Origin of the sequence: Saccharibacillus kuerlensis DSM 22868 (assembly GCF_000378145.1) — a bacterium.
Lineage (GTDB): Bacteria > Bacillota > Bacilli > Paenibacillales > Paenibacillaceae > Saccharibacillus > Saccharibacillus kuerlensis.
The window spans coordinates 137185-157003 of the sequence record NZ_KB899279.1; the positions used below are offsets into that span (position 1 = coordinate 137185).

The 19819-nt window shown below is 51.5% G+C and carries 14 protein-coding genes; 5 read left to right on the forward strand and 9 right to left on the reverse strand.

From position 1 onward, the window contains the following. Positions 1–98 precede the first annotated feature (98 nt). Positions 99–1301, reverse strand: a complete 1203-nt coding sequence (locus F456_RS0105445) for a cation:proton antiporter (protein ID WP_018975989.1) — start codon at positions 1299–1301, stop codon at positions 99–101. Positions 1302–1691: 390 nt separating this feature from the next. Here F456_RS0105445 and F456_RS0105450 point away from each other — a divergent pair, with 390 nt between their 5' ends. Then, the gene (locus F456_RS0105450; RefSeq protein ID WP_018975990.1) at positions 1692–2657 is read left to right on the forward strand and encodes a S8 family peptidase; all 966 of its coding nucleotides are present in this window, start codon (positions 1692–1694) and stop codon (positions 2655–2657) included. A gap of 306 nt (positions 2658–2963) precedes the next feature. After that, the gene (locus tag F456_RS0105455; RefSeq protein WP_018975991.1) at positions 2964–4283 is read left to right on the forward strand and encodes an MFS transporter; all 1320 of its coding nucleotides are present in this window, start codon (positions 2964–2966) and stop codon (positions 4281–4283) included. A 1182-nt stretch (positions 4284–5465) separates the two neighbouring features. On the opposite strand, the gene F456_RS0105460 is transcribed toward F456_RS0105455, so the two are convergent. The 6 genes from F456_RS0105460 to F456_RS0105490 form a co-directional block, all read right to left on the reverse strand. After that, positions 5466–7286, reverse strand: a complete 1821-nt coding sequence (locus F456_RS0105460) for a hypothetical protein (protein WP_018975992.1) — start codon at positions 7284–7286, stop codon at positions 5466–5468. Continuing rightward, the gene (locus F456_RS0105465; RefSeq protein ID WP_018975993.1) at positions 7270–7803 is read right to left on the reverse strand and encodes an RNA polymerase sigma factor; all 534 of its coding nucleotides are present in this window, start codon (positions 7801–7803) and stop codon (positions 7270–7272) included. Before F456_RS0105465 ends, F456_RS0105460 begins: the two co-directional genes overlap by 17 nt. A gap of 349 nt (positions 7804–8152) precedes the next feature. Next, on the reverse strand, positions 8153–8473 hold the full coding sequence (locus F456_RS0105470; protein WP_018975994.1) for a thioredoxin family protein: 321 nt from the start codon (positions 8471–8473) through the stop codon (positions 8153–8155). An 87-nt stretch (positions 8474–8560) separates the two neighbouring features. Next, entirely contained in the window at positions 8561–8974 is a 414-nt protein-coding gene (locus F456_RS0105475; protein ID WP_018975995.1) for a DivIVA domain-containing protein, read from the reverse strand. A gap of 83 nt (positions 8975–9057) precedes the next feature. Next, on the reverse strand, positions 9058–10290 hold the full coding sequence (locus F456_RS0105480; RefSeq protein ID WP_018975996.1) for an aminopeptidase: 1233 nt from the start codon (positions 10288–10290) through the stop codon (positions 9058–9060). A gap of 523 nt (positions 10291–10813) precedes the next feature. Then, positions 10814–11092 carry a hypothetical protein gene (locus F456_RS0105490; RefSeq protein ID WP_083923517.1) on the reverse strand — a complete coding sequence of 93 codons (279 nt, stop codon included), beginning with the start codon at positions 11090–11092 and terminating at the stop codon, positions 10814–10816. 50 nt (positions 11093–11142) lie between these two features. Here F456_RS0105490 and F456_RS0105495 point away from each other — a divergent pair, with 50 nt between their 5' ends. The 3 genes from F456_RS0105495 (at position 11143) to F456_RS0105505 (ending at position 16444) form a co-directional block, all read left to right on the forward strand. After that, on the forward strand, positions 11143–12342 hold the full coding sequence (locus tag F456_RS0105495) for a GNAT family N-acetyltransferase (RefSeq protein ID WP_018975999.1): 1200 nt from the start codon (positions 11143–11145) through the stop codon (positions 12340–12342). Between the two features lie 474 nt (positions 12343–12816). Next, the gene (locus tag F456_RS0105500) at positions 12817–14634 is read left to right on the forward strand and encodes an ABC transporter ATP-binding protein (RefSeq protein WP_018976000.1); all 1818 of its coding nucleotides are present in this window, start codon (positions 12817–12819) and stop codon (positions 14632–14634) included. Beyond that, positions 14618–16444: an ABC transporter ATP-binding protein gene (locus F456_RS0105505; RefSeq protein WP_018976001.1), complete on the forward strand. Its 1827-nt coding sequence runs from the start codon at positions 14618–14620 to the stop codon at positions 16442–16444. Before F456_RS0105500 ends, F456_RS0105505 begins: the two co-directional genes overlap by 17 nt. Before the next feature lie 135 nt (positions 16445–16579). Here the strand turns inward: F456_RS0105505 and F456_RS0105510 are convergent, their stop codons facing one another. Both F456_RS0105510 and F456_RS0105515 read right to left on the reverse strand, forming a co-directional pair. Next, complete coding sequence (locus F456_RS0105510; protein ID WP_018976002.1) at positions 16580–19465, reverse strand: CHASE3 domain-containing protein; 2886 nt, start codon at positions 19463–19465, stop codon at positions 16580–16582. Positions 19466–19490: 25 nt separating this feature from the next. After that, positions 19491–19814: a hypothetical protein gene (locus F456_RS0105515; RefSeq protein ID WP_018976003.1), complete on the reverse strand. Its 324-nt coding sequence runs from the start codon at positions 19812–19814 to the stop codon at positions 19491–19493. Positions 19815–19819 lie beyond the last annotated feature (5 nt).

Genomic DNA, 19819 nt, shown 5'->3' on the forward strand with positions numbered 1-19819 from the left:
CTCTGGTCTTTCTTCCAGAGCCTGTTTTTCTTTTTTCGGGAGCGTCGCAGGATAGATTTCAGAAGAATCATACTGCCTCTTGAAGACTGCGCCGTTTTTTATTTTTTATTCAGCAGACGGGTAAGCGGATAAATGCCGATGCTCTGTACAAGCAGCGAAAGGAACACAGCGATGAAAGCAAGCGGAACCAGCATCTCGCTTTCGCCAGAAGCATCCGCTTCCAGCCAGAGAAGCAGTGCGACAGACATTGAACCTTTGATTCCGGACCAACTGATCAGGGCGATCGCAGATCCCGGCCGGTCGAACTCCCGCCTCCATGCAGGAACGCCGCCGATCAGTCCGCCAACCATAATCAGACGAACGACAAGAGATAGAACGAATGCTGCCGCCGCCAGTCCCCAATGCGCAGAGAGCAGATAATTCGCTCCTTCCATCCCGATCCACAGAAACAGCACCGATAGCAGACTGGGCTTCACGATGTCCCAAAAGCCGTCAAGGTCTCTTTTCAGTTCGGTTTTTTCAGGTATTTTATCAAACTCCTGCGACAACAAGATTCCTACTGCAACAGTCGTAAGTACGCCGGAGCCTCCAACAAATTCGGAAATGTAGAATCCGCCGTAGGCCGCTGCGATTGTAACCATGACCCGGTAGGATTTGTTTGATGTGTAATAAATCATCCAACTGAGCAGCCAGCCCAGCAGCAGTCCGATTCCCAATCCTTTGACGGTGACCAGAAAAAAATCGGAAAAGAAATGGCCTGCCGAAAAGTCCTTTCCCGTTACCAGCATTGTGAGGAATACCGTGAAGAGCACGATACTCGTACCATCATTAATCAACGACTCTCCTTCAACAACATCCGCTATTTTTTCCGAACCTCCGCTCTGTTTGATAATGGCGGTGATCGAGACAGGATCGGTCGGCGCCAATATGGCAGCTACCACAAAAGCTCCGGCCCATGAAAGGGATGCTGAAAAAAAGCCGCTGACCGCGTAAATGCCTATACCCAACAAAATGAAGCTGATGATCAACCCTACTGTGCTGAGCGCAGCCATCATACCAATATTTTGCTTAAGCTGCTTCAGCGGAAACGCATAGGCTGATGTAAAAAGAATCCCCGGAAGAAACATGTTGAAGATGACCTCTTTTGAAATATGCAGGGAAGAAAAATAGGGGATAAAAGACAATACGATGCCGATTATGACAAGCACAACAGGAACCGGAAAAAATTTTTTCTTGAGATCAACCGTATACACGATATAGCCAATCAGCAGTAGAATAACGATTTGATGAGCGATCTGCAACTTGTACACCTTCCTGTTCTTCGCACAGTCTCCGATCACCTCTCCCAACACGGAAGCAGGAAAGCGAAATACTGTGCAATTTGGTTCTTGTTGCCCCTTCCAGATCAGCTCCGTCGCTTGAGTGCCAGAGCGTCCTCCTTTCAAATTGAGAGATCTGTAGGTCTATACAGCACTTTGTGCTAGAAGCACCTTACTTCCCTCTAAACGGATTTATTCGATAAAGAAACAAGTTTTGGGCCTTGCTCCATCAGGAAACAAACGACCGTGCTATCCGAAACTTCGGCTGCCGCATTGGGGAAGGGCTTTTATCGGCACGTCACTCCTGCTAATATATACCAAAGTGCAGAAAATGCGGCGCTTCGGTGACATTCACAAATAGGAGGGAAAGAAATGAAAAGCAGGCTGCGAGTCATTCCTTATCAAAAGGATTTGCGGATCGAACAGGTCGAACAAATTCCGGCCGGGGTGCAGCTTATTCAAGCCCCTGCTCTCTGGGAGCGTACACGAGGAGCAGGTGTAACAATTGCGATTCTAGACACCGGCTGCGACACCAAGCATCCTGATCTGGCAGACCGAATTATCGGTGGATACAATTTTACAAATGACGATGACGGCAGTACCGACATCTACGAAGATTATAACGGTCACGGTACCCATGTCGCGGGAACGATTGCGGGCGCGAACAGCGGTTCAGGCGCCGTCGGCGTGGCTCCGGAAGCCAAGCTCTTAATCCTCAAAGTGCTGAATGGCGAAGGCTCCGGCGCTCACGACTGGGTCATCGGCGGGATCGATTATGCCGTACAGCAGGGCGTCGATATCATCTCCATGTCGCTCGGCGGTCCCGACGATCTGCCGGATCTGCATGCCGCAATCCAAAGGGCTGTCGAAGCCGGCGTTCTTGTCGTTTGCGCTGCAGGAAATGAAGGAGACGCCAATGAGACGACCAACGAATACGGTTATCCCGGCTATTACAATGAAGTCATCAGCGTAGGGTCTGTGAATCTGGCGCTGCAAGCCTCGGCGTTCTCCAATTCCAACAACGAAGTGGATCTTGTAGCGCCGGGCGAAGGCATTTTCTCGACTTATCCCGGCGGCGGATATGCGACGCTCAGCGGCACCTCTATGGCGACTCCGCACGTTTCGGGTGCTTTGGCGCTGATCAAGGTCATCGCAGACAAAGAATTTGAGCGTACCCTTACCGAGCCGGAACTGTACGCCCAACTCGTTCGCCGGACGGTTCCGCTCGGTACCTCGCCGCGATTCGAAGGCAACGGCCTGCTGTATCTTACCGCTCTGGAGGAACTGGCCCGAGCATTCCGACCGGAGGATGTGGCCCGGATGCTGCGTCAACGGTAACGCAGCGCTGTTCCGGCTCTCTGCTTACTTACAGCAAATCCTAAGATCGTTACCTGAGATTGTCACCTTACATCAAAATCTGACATCAAGACCTGACGTTGTTAGCTGACATCGAAATCTGACGCCGAGACCTGACCTTATTACTGACATCGAGACCTGACCTCATTACCTGACAAGAGACTTTGCTCCGGCGAAGGGCTTCCTTTACAATGATATGTATTCCGAGCTAACGGAAAATTCAGCTCGCGGTACGGATCAAATGGCGACAGCCGTTTGAACGCATCCGCTGTTTCGAAGGAGTTCCTCATGCTTGTTAAATCTGACTTAAAAGACGTGAGCGACGCCAAAGAATCCGAATCCGATTCTTCGCAGGAGAAACATTCCGGCTCTTCTGCAGGGAACCCTTCTGGATCGGCCGAACGGCCGTCAAAAACCGTCTACAGCATCTTATTTGCAATCGGCTTTGTACATCTGCTCAACGATTCGATGCAGGCGGTCATTCCCGCAATCATGCCGATTCTGCAGGACTCTATGTCACTCAGCTATGGCCAGCTCGGCTGGATTCTGTTCGCGATCAACTTTACGGCCTCCATCATGCAGCCGGTCATCGGACTGTTTGCCGACAAACGGCCAACGCCCGCTCTGCTGCCGCTTGCCATGACATCTACGCTGACCGGCATGCTGCTGCTCGCTTACGCGCCGAGCTATGCTGCCGTCATCCTCGCGGTGATCTTCGTCGGCCTCGGCTCTGCCGCATTTCACCCTGAAGGCTCGCGCGTCTCACATATGGCTGCCGGATCCCGCCGAGGGCTTGCGCAGTCGATCTTCCAGGTCGGCGGCAACACCGGCCAGTCGTTCGCTCCTCTGCTGACCCGGCTGATCTTTATCCCGCTTGGCCAGTTCGGCGCGATCTGGTTCACCGGCATTGCCGCACTTGGCATCGTGATGCAGCTCTTTATCGCACGCTGGTACGGAAGAACCTTGAAGACTGCCGCCAACGTCAAGAAAGCCGCAGTAAAAAAAGCCATGAGTCCCGCGTTACGCCGTAAAATCGGGACTGCCATGACGCTGCTGCTCCTGCTCGTCTTCGTCCGCTCATGGTATGTCACGTCGGTCGGCAGCTACTACGCGTTCTATCTGCGCGACGTGTTCGGCGTCAGTATCGCCGATGCGCAGATTTATGTCTTCCTGTTCCTTGCCGCAGGGGCGGCAGGCACATTCTTCGGCGGTCCTCTGGCCGACCGCTTCGGCAAACGCAACATTTTGTTTGCGTCGATGATCCTGGCCGCTCCGCTGACGCTGGCCCTACCTTACGCAAATCTGCTGTGGACCGGCATTCTGCTGACGTTAATCGGTCTTATCCTGCTGTCGAGCTTCTCGGTCGCCGTCGTTTATGCCCAGATGCTCGTACCGGGACGGATCGGCGCAGTGTCCGGCCTTGTTACCGGTCTGGCTTTCGGCATGGGCGGCCTCGGCGGTTTGGTGCTGGGCAATTGGATGGATGCCGCAGGCGTTGCTCAGGTCATGCGCTTCTGCAGCTATCTGCCGCTGCTCGGTGTGCTGACCTTCCTGCTGCCGAGTGATCGGAAGCTGAACGGTTGGGCGAGAGAGAATCGAGCTGAGTAATCGAAAACGGAACAGTTGAGGCGAGAGAGATCGAGCTGAGTAATTGAAAACGGGACGATTAGGCGAGACAGATCGAGCTGAGTGAAGTGTGATCGTAAAAGATACGCGCTAAGCTAAGACACTCTAGGGCCGAGAAAGCTCCTGGGTCAAGACACTCCTAGGAAAAGTAATTTGAGGCATTCCGTAAGATTGCAGTCGATTCTTTGGATCATCTATATTTCTGTATTAAAAAAGGAGAGCCTTATGAGCTCTCCTTTTTTGTGAAAAATTCTATTCTTTCTCGCTTGGGGAATTTGAAGATTGTTGAATAAGTGAGAGCGAACGCGTGCCAAGTGCTTAAGATTGTTGCATGTTAAGATCCCAGTTTCTAAGATTCCGAAATCTCAAGATTCTAAGATCTTAAGATTCCAAAACCTAAAATTCTAAAAATTTAAAATTTAAAATTTAAAGTTTTAAGTTCCTAAGTTCTTAAGTTCTTAAGTTCCTAAGTTCCTAAGTTCCTAAGTTCTTAAGTTCTTAAGTTCTTAAGTTCTTAAGTTCTTAAGTTCTTAAGTTCTTAAGTTCTTAAGTTCTATACTGCTTACGCGGTACTCGACGTTTTAACGAATCCTCATATCGCTATTTGCCAATTTTCGGCTCTTTTAAGAAACTAACGAATCCTCATATCCTTATTTGCTGTGAAAAGATCCTTTTTAGCACAATTGGGCTTAAATAGCATTACTACGATTCGTTAGAATTTTGAATAACTGTCTAAAGAGCAAATAACGTGATTAGGATTCGTTAGACTGTCTACAATTCTGAATCAAAAAACAAATCCCCTCTAAGTACCGCTCACTATGATGTTGAATTTTGGCAGTCGTCTATTTCTGTTTTCATGTCCTTATTGGCTTCCGACTGCCTCCTTGCATGATTGGATCATGAATGAGCGCGCGCTTCTTATAGAGGACTTATGAAACTGCGAAGAAGTTCCCGTTTGCCGTACAATTAAAAAACAGATGTTGCAGGTTTATTCCGTTCTTCGAACATACAAAAAGGCTGTCGGGAATTTACCCAGCAGCCTCACCTTACTAATTCTTTTTGAACCGTAAACTCTGATAGCCAGCAGCAAAGCGATTATGGGAACAGCAATAAACGGAACGGAATGCCCGGGTCACAAAACCCAGACGTTCTTTGGCTGCTCCTCTATTTGCGGATGATCACTTTGGCATTTTTGGTAGGGTCGATCGTTCCATATACACCTATGCCAATTTCGAAAGTTTCTCCTTCAGGCACATTGCGATACACGTCTACATAGTGATAGTTGCCTTCTTGGTCGCGAACATGACCTTCGTCCCCGGGGAAGGGGTCGAAAGAATATTCTTTTCCATCTACTCTCAAGCGTGTGCCTTCGTACACATCTGTGCCTTCCGGCACTTCTCTTTCAACCAGAACGTCTTTTCCTTTGCGATGGTACTTGTACTTGATCTGCGTACCGTCTGGCAGTGCATCCGTTACCTGCTGCTCATCTTCCGTCGGAATTCCGATTACTTTCCAATGGTCGGGATGATTATGAGCAACCCAGGCATTACTAAAGCTTAAAGTTAACGGCTTGTTACGGAAGTCATAACTTGCTATCGTTTCCTCTGCCTCTACAGCCATACCGCCTTCCGTGCTAAAACTGATAATTTCCTGTGGATTTCCATTATTTTTAGTTGTTTTCAGCCCCGGAACATTATCTTGAGAGCCGGAAAATGTTGCTTTGCCATCTGTCAAAGAGATACTTGAGTAATTTACAATCTCGCCATCTTCCAACGATACAACTGTTTTCCCGCGATCAAGCGTTATGATTCCTCCGTAAGCGCCGAAGTGTGCCTCGCCCAGCGTCCAACCGGTTTGCTCGTTCAACTCGGAGTCATCTGCGACTGGTACCGTCTCGGTCGGAATTTCGGCTTTCGACGGATCGAGCGTAAAGTCGAGCGTCCAAGGTCCTTCGATGACTCTGACCGGTTCGGCATAATGGAATGTCATCGTCATGTCGGAGATCTGGTCTTCGGTCAAACCGCGTATATTATACTCGCCCTCCATTTCGCTTACGACCAGTTCGGAGTCTATCGGTGCCATCCAACTGCTCGGACCCAGATCCCGATCACCCAACTGCAAGCTGACCACATTGCTTCGATCCATCTCCAGTGTGGAAGAATCCTTCGTATCGAGTTTTGGAACATTTTTATTAGGCAAAAATTTGATCGTCATCCGATTCTGCTTCTCATCCCATTTAATATCGCTAATTTTCATTTTAAAATCCTGATCCGGCAGTACCGTGTATTCTTGTCCCAGCTTCACCTTGCCTTCAATCGGTATGGAAGTGCGGCGGATCATATACAGACCGGACATCTCTAACCGGTAACGATGCATCCCTTCCGCTTCATTGAACGCTCCGGTTGCTTTTGCTGACGTATTCAACGTTCGATTCGCGGCCCAATCTTCGATGCTATCGATATAGTTCGTATTGAAATCGCCCATACTCAGCTGAAGTTTTTTGCCGGTATCGAGGTCCGTAATCGACGATTGGTCGAATTCTGCAATCTGCACATCTTCATCACCGAATCCGCTGAGCGAGAAATCGAGTGTCATCCGTTCTTCCGGCTGCTCCGTGCCGTATCCCCGCTCTGTGCCCTGCAGGACTTGATTCAGCTTTAGAACGACCCCTTCGGCTTCCGCCTGCACGCCGACCGACTGGCCGAGCGGAGCGGCTTTGGCATCCGGAAGCAGGTTTTCCAAGTAGCCCTGCGACGCTGCGGCGCCCACAGCGATCACGGCCGCAAGCGCGGCACAAGCAGCGGGCATCAGCCATTTTTTCTTCAAAGATTCTTTATTATCCGGCGCAGCGGTTTGCTCCTGCCAACCAGAACCGCGCTTGTCCGTTTCCAGCCGGATTCGGTTCCACATCGCATCATAGTTCGGATTTTCTTTCCGCAGCTCACGCAGCTTCTTCTCCGTATCGCTCTCAGTAATTCGAAGCACGAACGTCACCCTCTTTCCCCGGCAGGACCGGTTCTTTTTCCGCGAACTTTTTTAACGACTTCAATCCTCTGCTAATTCTCGACTTCGCCGTTCCGATCGGGACGTCCAGCGCCTCTGCCGTTTCGGCTATCGACAAATCCGCCATATAATACAGCAGCAGCGCTTCACGAAGTTTCGGCTTAAGCCGGCCCAGCAGTTCCTCGAACTCTCCCGACGTCTCGGTTCGTTCATAGCTCTGCTCGACCGACTTCGGCAAGCGCAGCGGCAGGCTCAGCCAAAAAGCCCGCTTCTCCTTCATTTCTCCGTTCGTTCGGCGCCGCAACAGCGAATGACATTCGTTGGCGGCAATTCTCATCAGCCAAGCTTTGACGTATTCGATGCCGCTCCGATCTGCCAGCAGCGCTTTGACGAATACTTCCTGACAGACGTCCTCTGCATCCGCGCGACTGTGCAGCATGTACAGGCAGTAGTGGTAGACCGCCTCTTTATGTGTCTCGAACAGTTCTCTGTCTTCCAACGTTTCTCACTTCCTTTGCCCCTCTGTAGTGATCACTCGTCTATAAGAACTCGCAAACGCGAGAATCGGTTCCTTTTTTCAACCAAAAAAATCAATAGTCCGGAAATAAGTCTCGCAAAAACCGTCTACAGCACTTCCCTTTTACCGTCCATCTTTCATAAACACTATGGATTCTCGCAAGTAGGATGCTTTTTGAAAATTTCTCACAAAAAAAGGACAGCCGGAGGCCGCCCTTTATTGGTTCTAAATATTGGTTCTAAGCACTGGTTCTAAGCACTGATTCAAAACATTGGTTCGAAACTCCACCGATCAAAATAAGCTCAACGACGCGGTTCCGAATCAATCCCGCTTACTTGCCGATCGACTCCAGATACTCGGACACCTGTGTCGGCGTCTTCGCGAACTTGCTGTGCAGGTGGGCGATCTTCTCGCCGTTCTTGAACACAAGCAGGCTCGGAATGCCGCGCACTTCGTTCGACTCTGCAATCTCCTGGAATTTCTCCGCATCCATCGCGAAGAACTGCTTATCCTGGTTCTTCTCCATGATGCCGCCGATGAACCGGTCCAGGTTTTTGCAATCCGGGCACCAGTTTGTATCAAATTTGATGACGGTCAGACTGTCCCCGCCGATCTGTTCGTTATATTGTTCCAAGCTTTCGATTCGTTCCATATTCAAACTCTCCTCTCTGATCTGGGGGCTGGGCCCGTTCGCGCAGAATTGGAATATACGGTTCTAAAGACGCCTGATTAACCGGTTTTAGTAAGGGTCCGAATACGAGTCTCCCCGAGCCGGTCCCATCCGTCGTTTGGCCGCCAGCAGCGCACGTTCCATGTCCTGCACGGCTTCTTCCACAATTCGGCGGTCGACCAGATAATCCTGAACCTTCGCTTTTTCCGCCAGACGGGCGATCTCGGCATCTTTCTTCTCCAGATCGTAGCCGTGACGGCGCTGCAGCGCATTGTACTTATCGAGCAGATCCGAGATCACCTGATAGAAACGCTCATAGTCCACAATGATGTCGTCCAGAAAAGCATCCACGTCTTCCTTCGTATACCCGCGCATTTTGACGGGAAAATCTTTCTCATGAATTTGCAAGGCGTCGAGTTTGATGCCAAGCTGCTTGAACAGTCTTTTCTGCTCCTCTAGCTGGCGTCGATACTGCTCTTCCATGCCCATTCCTCCTTCATTTAATGTACCATATTTTGTGCTTGAGTTGATTGATTTTTAATTAAAAGGTTTTGTAAAATATAAATTCAAATGGTCCATTGTCCGGCGCGGAACACTGCTTCAACGCTTCCATCCTGCCGTTCTCCGTCGATATCCAATTTGTCAGAGCCGACCATAAAGTCCACATGGGTCAAGCTCGTATTGCCGCCCCGAGCCAGCAGCTCGTTCTGCGACAATTCCGTTCCACCCTTCATATTAACCGGATACGAGCTGCCCAGCGCAAAATGGCAGGACGCATTTTCATCGATCCCCGTGTTATAGAAGATGCGGTTCAGCTGTGAGATCGGCGAATTGTGCGGCACCAGCGCCACTTCGCCAAGATACTTCGCGCCTTCGTCCGTATCCAGCAGCGATTTCAGATGCTCGCGTCCGGACTCGGCATCGTAATCGACAACTCGTCCGTTTTCAAAAGTCAGCGACAGCTTGTCAACGAGGCGCCCATTCAGATTCAGCGGCATGGTCGATGTCACCTTACCGTTCACGCCGGTGCGATTCGGCATCGTGTACACTTCTTCCGTCGGCATGTTGGCTACGAAGTATACGCCTGCTTGGTTGGTATCGCCGCCTCCAAGCCACAGATGATCCTGAGCCAACTCGACTTTGAGATCGGTGCCCGGCGCGCGATAATGCAAGCTCTTGTAATTTTTGTCGTTCAGCTTCTGCTGCATCACTTTCAGCGTCTCGATATGATTGCGCCAGTTCTCGACAGCATCGCCTTCGCCTACCCGGTTCATTTGGAAAATAGTATCCCACATGGCATCAATGCGCTCGTTTTCCGGCAGATCGGCAAAGACTTTATTCGCCCAAGCACGCGTCGGTGCTTTGATCAGGCACCAGGACAGCTTGTTGCTCCGGACGTAATGCTGATAGCCTTTGCGTGCCGCAGCTGCTGCTTTGGTCGCCCGAGCGACACGTGAAGATTCGATGCCGCGGTACAGCTCCGGGTCCGGTACCTTGATATGCATAACCGCTCCGCCGCCTTCAGCCAGCTTTTCCAACGCTTCAGCCTTGAATGCCGGATAATAATCGAACGTGTCCTCCGCAGCGTACTCGTAGCGCAGCCGCGTCGAGGCTTCGTCCTCCCATTCGACTTCAACGTATTTCGCTCCCGCTTCATACGCTTTTTGAATAACGAGCCGCGCAAACTCCGCCGCTTCGATGGGAGACTGCAGATGCAGCACCTGCCCTTTTTGAATATTGACCCCTACCTTTACGACCAGTTCCGCGTATTGTTCTAACTTTTGTGCAAATGTGTCCATTTCTCTCCTGCCCCCTGGCTTCTGTTCTATGTAAAAAGGTGACGCTGGAAAACGAGATTAAAAGATAGATGCGAAAATAAATGATAGATTAGCAGGACGATCGGTAAAACAGTTAGTGAAATGATCGGTTCCCCAATCAAAAAAACATATGTACTTATCATAGTCAAAGATTTTGCAAAAATCCACAGAGCCGCTTTCGATTGTACGTTTGATCGCAATCGAAAGTTCCTTACGACTTGATCGCAACCGAAAGTTCCTTGCGGCTTTCGATCCCGGAACGGGTCTGCTGGGAGCGAAAGCTTTCCTTCCTGTGAGCGATTCCCTAAAAATAAGTGCATATATACAACTATTTTGAACATTTCCTTCTTTTTCAAGCGAATAAGTGCATGCATACAACTATTCTTCACCTTCTCCTCCATTCCAACTATTTTCACGTGAAATAGTTGTATCTGAGCACTTAATTATCGAAAACCAAAAAATTCTGTTCAAATAATTGTATTTTCACACTTATTTTGATTCTCTCTCAATCGGCTGTCAGATCGGCTGCCGCTCGACGACCTTCATCCGTGCACCGATGCACAAATCTCGATTCTTTTTGCAAACTGAAGCGCTTTCTGTTATATTCGCGGCAACTACAGTCATTCAGAAAATGCAGCAGATACAGCAGATACAGCAGATACAGCAGATACAGCAGATACAGCAGATACAGCAGATACAGCAGATAGCGTTGATTCGCCAGAAACGGCGGATATACCAGATATCGCTGATTCGCCAGATACGGTAGATACGGTAGATATCGCAAATGTGCACATGCGGAAGATACTGCTGATTCGCCAAAAGGAGCCAACGTCCATGACCACTTACCGCCTACTGAAAGCCCAGGAACTTACCGAAGCCGTACGGTTGTCAGATTCCGTTTTCCGTCCGCAGACTCAGCCTTCAATGGGTGAGATGTTTCCGCGTCTATTTGCGCCGGGGATTGTGCATTCCTACGGCGCGTTCAGCGAAGACGGCACCCTTGCCTCCTTCATGGGTCTTGCTCCTTCGACGCTGCGTATTGGCGTGAACAGGGACTCGATCAGAGCCTTCTCAATTGGCTCGGTCTGCACGGCGCCCGAGCATCGCGGCGCCGGCCACGCCGGTCGGCTGCTGCAGCAATGCATTGCTCACGCAGCCCGAGCCGAAGCGCCGCTGCTCTTCGTCTCCGGCGAACGTTCGCTGTATACACGAGCCGGTTGCGTCCCGTTCGGCCGCTCCGCGAACGTTGTACTGCGCCCGCCCGGCTCCGCCGAAGGAGCTCCTCTCCTCCTTCGGCAGTCCTTATATGAACCTGGCGCCGTCCTACCTGCTCTTACACTGCGAGAGGCCGGGCCGGAGGAGCTGCTGCGCCTACACGCACTGCATGCCGCTGAAAACATATCCTTCGACGAAAGCGCAGCAGGTCTCGGCGAGCTGCTGGGCGCAGCTGCCTACTGCGGCGTACTCGGGCTGACGCAGCGCATTATCCTAGCCAGCATCGAACATGAGCCTGTCGCTTATGCCGTAATCGGTGTACCGCCCCATCTGCAGCATGACTTTAATGACGGCGTAACGTCCATGCCGTCCGCTCAGGAAACTCCATCGGAGAATCTTCCAACAGTCATTGCCTACGGAGGTACGGCTCTTCACGCCGCTGATCTGCTCTCCGGTCTGCCGGAAACCTTGGGCTTGGAAGAGATTCATGTCCCTGTTCCCTGGCAGGATCGGGAGCTGCTGGCACTGCTGCAAAAGACCGATGCGGAAGTCTCTTACGGCCCCAACGCCGGTACGCTTCTGATCATCGACGCACGGCAGCTGCTTGAGCAGGCACAGGGACTGTGGCATCGGCCTTGGGAAGAAGCACTTAGAGTCGACAAGCAGGGACGCTTGTTCGCTGCTTCCAGCGGACGAGAGCTGGACCGCTCCGAATGGGCCGGTCTGCTGTTCGACCCCGAGTACCCTCGTCCTGACGATCTCCCTAATTGGCTGATACCGATTCCGCTGCCTTATCTATACGGGCTGCACTATATCTGACGCTGCACACCACTGCGCACTGTCCGAACGTTTGACCCGCCGCCGAGCTGCCTGCTCGTCGGCTTTTTACTTTGTTCCGTTTTTTACTACATCATCGTATATTTATGCGCTTTCTTTTCTCCTGCGGGTAATCTTCATTTTCTACGGGTAATATGTACATGATGAAATAACAGACTTCCAATAGCAGATTGCCTACAACCGTAAGATCGGCCGTAGGGCGCAGTTTACGAAGAGGCAAGGCGAAAAGAGCGCGGTATCGCTTTTCGCACTGCCTCTTCGATGTCCCGCAGCAGCGTTGAATGCTTTCAAGCATATCCCAGAGCCAAATTTGTCATACCTATTCCAGAGCTAAATTCGCCATGCACGTTTTTCTGCTGGATCTTGTCGTACACGTTTTGGAATGCGCTTACCCAAACGTTCTCCTATCTGGGAACATGACCATCTATCCCACAGATCTCGCCCGGAAATTTTGTGATGCAGCGTAGTCCCGCTTTGATCACAGCTTTCCACGGGGCGATTCGAAAGAGAGTTGAAGCCCATTTGAAAGGCAAAGAGCTGCTCAAAGATTATGTCACTGCCCATATTCCCGGGTACCTGCTGGCCGTTCTGCTGATCATTGTCGCCAATGTGGTCCAGTCCGCACTCCCGCTTGTACTCGGGAATTTTACCGACGATCTGCAGAGGGGAACACTGAACTATAATTCCGTCTCGCAGTTTGCTCTCCTGCTGCTTGGAATCGGGGTATCGTACGGCGTGCTGTTCGGACTTGGACAGTATCAAGTCATGCGACTTGGCCGCCGCTTCGAATTCGAAGTACGCCAGAAATTGTTCGATAAATTTTCAACGTTGAGCGAGCACTTTTTCTCCAAACAAGGAACAGGCAAACTGCTCAGCTACGTGACCAACGATGTCCAGTCTGTCCGTGAGTCGATCTCCAATGGTGTCACCCAGACGACCAATGCGGTTGTGCTTCTGCTGTCCTGTATTGTCATGATGATGATCGGAAATATCCCGCTGTCGCTGATTCTAATCTGCATCAGCCCGCTCGTATTGATTCCGCTGATCGTCGTGCGTATTGGTCCACAGGTGCGCAAACGCTCGATGGACGTGCAGGAGTCACTGGCAGGTATGACCGAATCCGCGGAAGAACAGTTTGGCGGTATTCGTGTCACCAAGACGTTCGGAACAGAGGAAATTGCCGGAAACCGCTTCGGCGAAAAAGTCGATTTGATCCGCAGCACCCAGCTGTTTCTTGTTCGGCTGTCGTCGCTGTTTCAAGCTTCCATTCCGTTTCTCGGCTCCCTCTCACTGGTACTTGCGCTGCTGATCGGGGGAACACAGACGCTGAACGGTACGATAACTCTCGGCAGCTTCGTATCGCTGACGCTGTATATGCGCATTATTGTCGGTCCGCTGCAGCAGATCGGCAATGTGATCAATATGATGCAGCGTTCCGGTGCTTCACTCGAACGGGTCAATCGCTTGATGAACGAAGTGCCCGATGTACAGAACGAAGAACATGCAGCAGCACTTGAACGTCCTGAAGTCATTCGGTTTGAGCATCTAACTTTCACCTATCCGGGCGGCCGGGAGCCTGCGCTTCAAGATATTGATCTGGCCATTCGCCCGGGACAAACCCTGGGCATTGTAGGCCGGACCGGCAGCGGCAAGACGACACTCGTCAAGCTGCTGCTGCGCATCTATGAACCACCGCGCGGCTCTCTGTTTTTCGGTGCCACAGATATTCGTGACCTGTCATTGGAAAGTCTTCGCGGACGGCTGGCTTATGTACCGCAGGACGGATTTCTGTTCAGTACGACGATCCGCGACAATATCGCATTCAGCGACCGCGAAGTACCACTGGAGAAAGTCGAGAAAGGCGCTAAGCGGGCCATGATCTACGATAATATTTCACGTTTTCCGGAAGGATTCGAAACCAGGCTTGGCGAACGCGGCGTGACGCTCTCCGGTGGACAGAGGCAGCGAACGAGTCTGGCGCGCGGCTTGACCAAAAAAGCTCAGGTACTGATCCTCGACGACAGCATGAGCGCCGTAGATTCTGTTACGGAAACGGGTATTCTCGATAACCTGATTCGAGAACGCCGCAGCAAAACGACGATCATCATTTCCCACCGGATCAGTGCGGTCAAGCATGCGGACGAGATTGTTGTGCTCAGCGAAGGACGGATTGTGCAGCGCGGAACACACGAGGAGCTGCTGCGCCGCGAAGGCGCGTATGCCATGCTGCACCGGCTTCAGGAGGAGGGACTTCGTCATGACGAATTTGAGTAAAAAGACAGACCACGGCGGAGATGCCCGTTCATCCGAGCAAAAACTGTCCGCCTCCTCGACGCTCAAACTGCTGATGAACTACGCTAGGCCGCATCGGTTGGCTTTTGTCGGTGTCGCCTTCTGTGCGCTGCTCGGCATCTCGGCCGAACTGCTGCAGCCGCTTCTCGTTCAAATTGCAATCGATAATCATATTGTCAAAGGTGAAGGCGGAGGCGCGCTTGTGAAGCTGGGACTGCTCTACTTGGGCATCGCGATCGTCAGTTTTGTATTCACCTATTTGCAGAACAATCTGCTCCAATATGCCGGGCAAAGCATCGTAGCTCGAATACGCAAAGATCTGTTCGGACATATCTCGAAGATGTCAATGTCCTTTTTCGATCGTACACATAGCGGCAGCCTCGTGACGAATGTCTCGAACGATACCGAAACGATCAGCCAATTCTTCACCCAAGTGCTGCTCAGCCTTGTGCGCGACGGTATGATGCTCATTCTGATCATCGTGTTGATGTTTAGTCTGGATGCCCGGTTGGCCGCTTTTTCTCTGCTGATTCTGCCGGTCATTTTTGTTGTCGCCGCCCTGTTTCGTTCTTATCTGCGCAGCACCTATCAGCAGGCACGCAGCAAGCTGTCCCGATTGATCGCCTTTACCGCAGAGAATCTGTCGGGCATGGGGCTGATCCAGTCGTTCCGCCAGGAAGAGGAACAGCTGGGACGCTTCACCGAACAGAATCGCAATTATTGGAATGCCAATCTGCGGCAGATCCGCTCCAACGTTTTGTTTAACCGCACCTTCGACATTCTTGGCAACGCTGCTCTCGTGCTGATGGTCTGGCTTGGCGGCCGGGCTGTGCTCGGAGAAACGATGGAAGTCGGCGTACTGTATGCTTTCGTCAGCTATATCCGCCAATTTTTCCAACCGATCAACCAGATTACGATGCAGTGGAATACGTTCCAATCGACGACTGTCGCTGTAGAACGTATTCAGCGGGTGTTGGAAACGAAACCGGATGTGCGTGAACCTTCCGAGCCGGAGCGTCTGCCGCTGAAGCTCGATTCTATCCGTGGCGAAGTGGACTTCCGGAACGTGAGCTTCGGCTATCGGGCCGACCGTCCTGTGTTGAAAAAGCTGAACCTGCATCTGAAAGCCGGCGAAATGATTGGTGTCGTCGGCACAACGGGTGCAGGCAAGAGCACACTGATTAGCCTCCTGAACCGTTTCTATGATGTCAACGAAGGTTCGATCCAGATCGACGGCACGGATATTCGACGCATCAGCGGCAGCGACCTGCATGCCGCCGTCGGCCTCATCCAGCAGGATCCGTATCTGTTTTCCGGCTCTATCGTCGATAATGTACGGCTGTTCCGAGAGGACATTACGCGCGAACAGGTGATGGGAGCCTGCCGGTTCGTCGGTGCCCATCCAATGATTATGCGCCTGCAAAACGGCTACGATACGCATTTGTCCGAACGCGGCAGCGGATTGTCCGCCGGCGAACGCCAGCTGATTTCTTTTGCGCGGATCGTTGTGTTCCAGCCAAAAATTCTGATCTTGGACGAAGCTACCGCGAATCTCGATTCGGAGACGGAAAAACTTGTACAAGAGGCTCTGTCTTCCGTATCCCAAGGCCGCACTACTATTGTAATTGCCCATCGCCTCTCGACGATTATGCACGCGGATCGCATCCTCGTCATGAAGGACGGTCAATTGACCGAACAGGGCACGCATGCGCAGCTGCTGACGCTTGGCGGTCATTATGCCGAACTGTATCGGCATGCTCGGCAGTCGGGGCGCGAGCAGCTCCCGGGCTAATCATCTTTGATTTGAACCCAAAATCCCATGCAGCAAAAAAAGCCCCGCATCCATTCAAATGGATACGGGGCTTCGCTGTACATAGAATTTGCGAATTTTGTACCATCGGTACACTTAAACTTCGTCTCGGATCTCTTAATCGGTAGTTTGTCCGACAGCGTTCAACAAGGCTTTCATCCGTTCCGCGACCACATCCATATCCAGAGGCTTGGTTAGATAATCGGAAGCACCGGCATTCAAGCATTTCTCCCGATCTTCCTTCATCGCTTTCGCCGTTAGAGCCAGAATCGGGATATGAGCCAGCTCCGGAACAAGACGAATGCGGCGCATCGTCTCCAGTCCGTCCAGCTCCGGCATCATAATGTCCATAAAGATCATATTGAACGGGCCTTCCTTCTGCAGCTTATCCAGCGCATCAAGTCCCGTCAAAGCGACAACGATTTCTACGCCATGCTTCTCCAGCATGCTTGTCAGCGCATAGACGTTGCGGATATCGTCGTCGACGATCATCATCCGCATTCCCGCAAAAGTCCTTTCCGACTCGGACTGCGTCTTCGGAAAGAAGGACTCGGCATATGGGCCTTCGCCTTCTCCGCCGTCGGAATCGGGTACGACCCGAATCGAGCCGGAATATTCCGGTACGAATCGATCTTCTTCCGTCTCGATCATATCCAGCTCAGGTTCGTCAAATTGCAGCTCCATAGCCGGCAGACGATCATTCAGCGAAGACGACCCCATCCAGATACGTTGAGTATTGGGAGCTTCGAAAAGATCGGCGTGCTTTCCATCTTCCTTGATGCACGGCAGATACAGACAGAATGTGCTGCCGGAGCCGTATTTACTGTCCAACGTAATCTCTCCTCCAAGCAGCGTCGCAAGTTGAGTCGAGATGGACAAGCCCAGCCCCGTGCCTCCGTACTTACGGGCAATCGTGCCATCCGCCTGCTGGAAAGCTTCGAAGATCATTTGACGATTCTCTTCCGTAATGCCAATTCCGGTATCGCTTACACTAAATGCCAACTGCTCGTAGGCCGCCCATTCGGGATTCATTCTCTTGCCCGAAACTCGGCCAATACGCAGTACGACTTCGCCCCGATCCGTAAATTTGAAAGCATTCGAGAGTAAGTTTCGTAAGATCTGTTGAAGCCGGAGTTCATCTGTGAAAATAGAGGCAGGAACGTTCTCTTCAACTTCAATTCGGAAATCAAGTTGTTTGCGAACAGCAACCTCCTCGAAATAGCGGTTCATATCCGAAGCCACTTTACCGAGATCGACCGCACCAATATCAATTTGCATCTTGCCCGCTTCTACTTTGGACAAGTCCAGAATATCGTTGATCAAACTCAGCAGATCTTTGCCCGAAGAATGAATGCTCGCTGCATATTCCTGCTCCTTAGCCGTAAGTCTGCGGCCTTCGTTCTCGGCCAAAATTTGGGATAAAATCAGCATACTGTTAAGCGGCGTCCGCAGCTCATGCGACATATTCGCCAGAAACTCCGATTTGTACCTGGAACTGATCTGCAGCTGCTCCGCATACTTTTCAATTTCCCGGGCAGCCATTTCCGCCTCGTGCTTCTGCGCGGAAAGCAAATCGTTGATACTTTCGAGCTCATCTCGCTGTGTCATCAATTCCTGGGCTTGGGTCTGAAGCTCTTCGGACTGCACCTGCAGTTCTTCAGTCTGTACCTGCAGCTCTTCGTTCAGTGTCTGGGATTCGCGGTACAGGCGCTCAATCTCCTGACGAACTTCTACAGAATGCAGCGTACTGCCGAGCAGTTCGGCTTTACGCTCAAGACGCTCAATTGCCGTACGGGTGAACGGCTTTGATGATGCCCACTCGATAACAGCTTTAACTTTTCCGCCATACATGGCCGGCACCAAGAGAACTTCCGCCGACTTGGCAGATCCGGTTGCGGAAGACACTTTTACATAATCTTCCGGTACATCTGTCAGGTGAATCGTTTTCCCCTTGATGGCGCAGTGTCCGACAAGCCCTTCCCCAAACGGAATTTCGACGTTTCCGGTCCGCATCGCATGTGCGGAATCTTCGGCAACTGCCGCCGTCTTGAGCAGTATTCTATTCGAGCTGTCCGCCGAGTAGAATACACCGACCGGAATACCGGTTGAATCGGAAACTCTCAGCATAAAGGCTTCGGCCAGCTTCGAGATGGAAGAAGAAGCCTGTTCCTGCAGCAGCTCCGCTAAGCGAATCAGACGCTCCTTGTGCTGATCTTCGGCCTGGATGCTTACCAGCAGCTCATTCGTCGACCGGCCCAAGTCGCCGACTTCGTCGTTCGATCGAACCTCGACCCGTTCATGCAGATCTCCGCCTTCCGTAATGGAGCGGATCGCGTCGGTCACGTTGGAAATCGTTTTTGAAATATAGCCCGAAATAGCCAGAGCGGCTGCAATGGATATTAACCCGACCAGTACCCACAGCGCCGTCATTGCATAAATAGTCCGATCGCTTTCTGCCTTGAGTGCAGCTACCCGGGCATTGGTCAGATTCTGTTCCGTACTGCGAAAAGCATCGAGTTCTACGCGCAGTTGGTCCATTTCGCGCTTACCCGCATCTCCCGTATAGAAACCGAGGACTTCTGCATCTCTTCCTTCTGCCTTCAATTGAATCGTTTGGTCGCCCATGTCGGAAATCCAACTCTCGACATTGGATCGGATCAGACGCAGATTCTCCTGCTGGACAGGGTTGTCAGAAACAAGTTCATACAGTCTGCTGTAACTCGTTTCCCATTGCGTGCGTCCGTCATTATAAGGCTCCAGATAAGTCCGGTCTCCGGTCAGCAGGTAGCCCCGCTGTCCGGTCTCCATATCCAGCAAATTTTTCTGCAGCGCATTCAGCTCGTCGTGCACTGCAATATCGTGATTGCTGATAAATACGTTAGCCTCCTGCAGGTTGCGAACCTGCGAAGATACGGCAAACAGCGATAACCCCAGACAAGCCAAAACAAACAAATATCCTGCCAGAATTTTGGTGCGAACATTAAAACGTCTTTTCTTTGGCACTCTCATGCCCTCCGCTTCGCTCAGTTTACTCTTTGATGTCCGGCGGATCAAACCGCCGCGCACGCTGCTCGAACAGCTGATTTTCCAGCATTTCTATTCGCTTGCTCTGCCAATCCACTCTCTCTTTCTCTTCGATTGGCGGATCGGCGCTGTCGCTTTCCACCATGATCCACAAATCGCTGAGCAGATAGCTCTGTACCTGTACCAAGCTGCCCGCATAAGGACCGTTCAGCCAGACCAATCCCGGTTGAAGAAGCCTTACGCGGCGCTGTCCATCCACTGTCTCCGCTACCTGCCCTAACTCAATCGCATTCAACATTTGGCCGAATGTGTACCTATTGGCGAACAAGACTT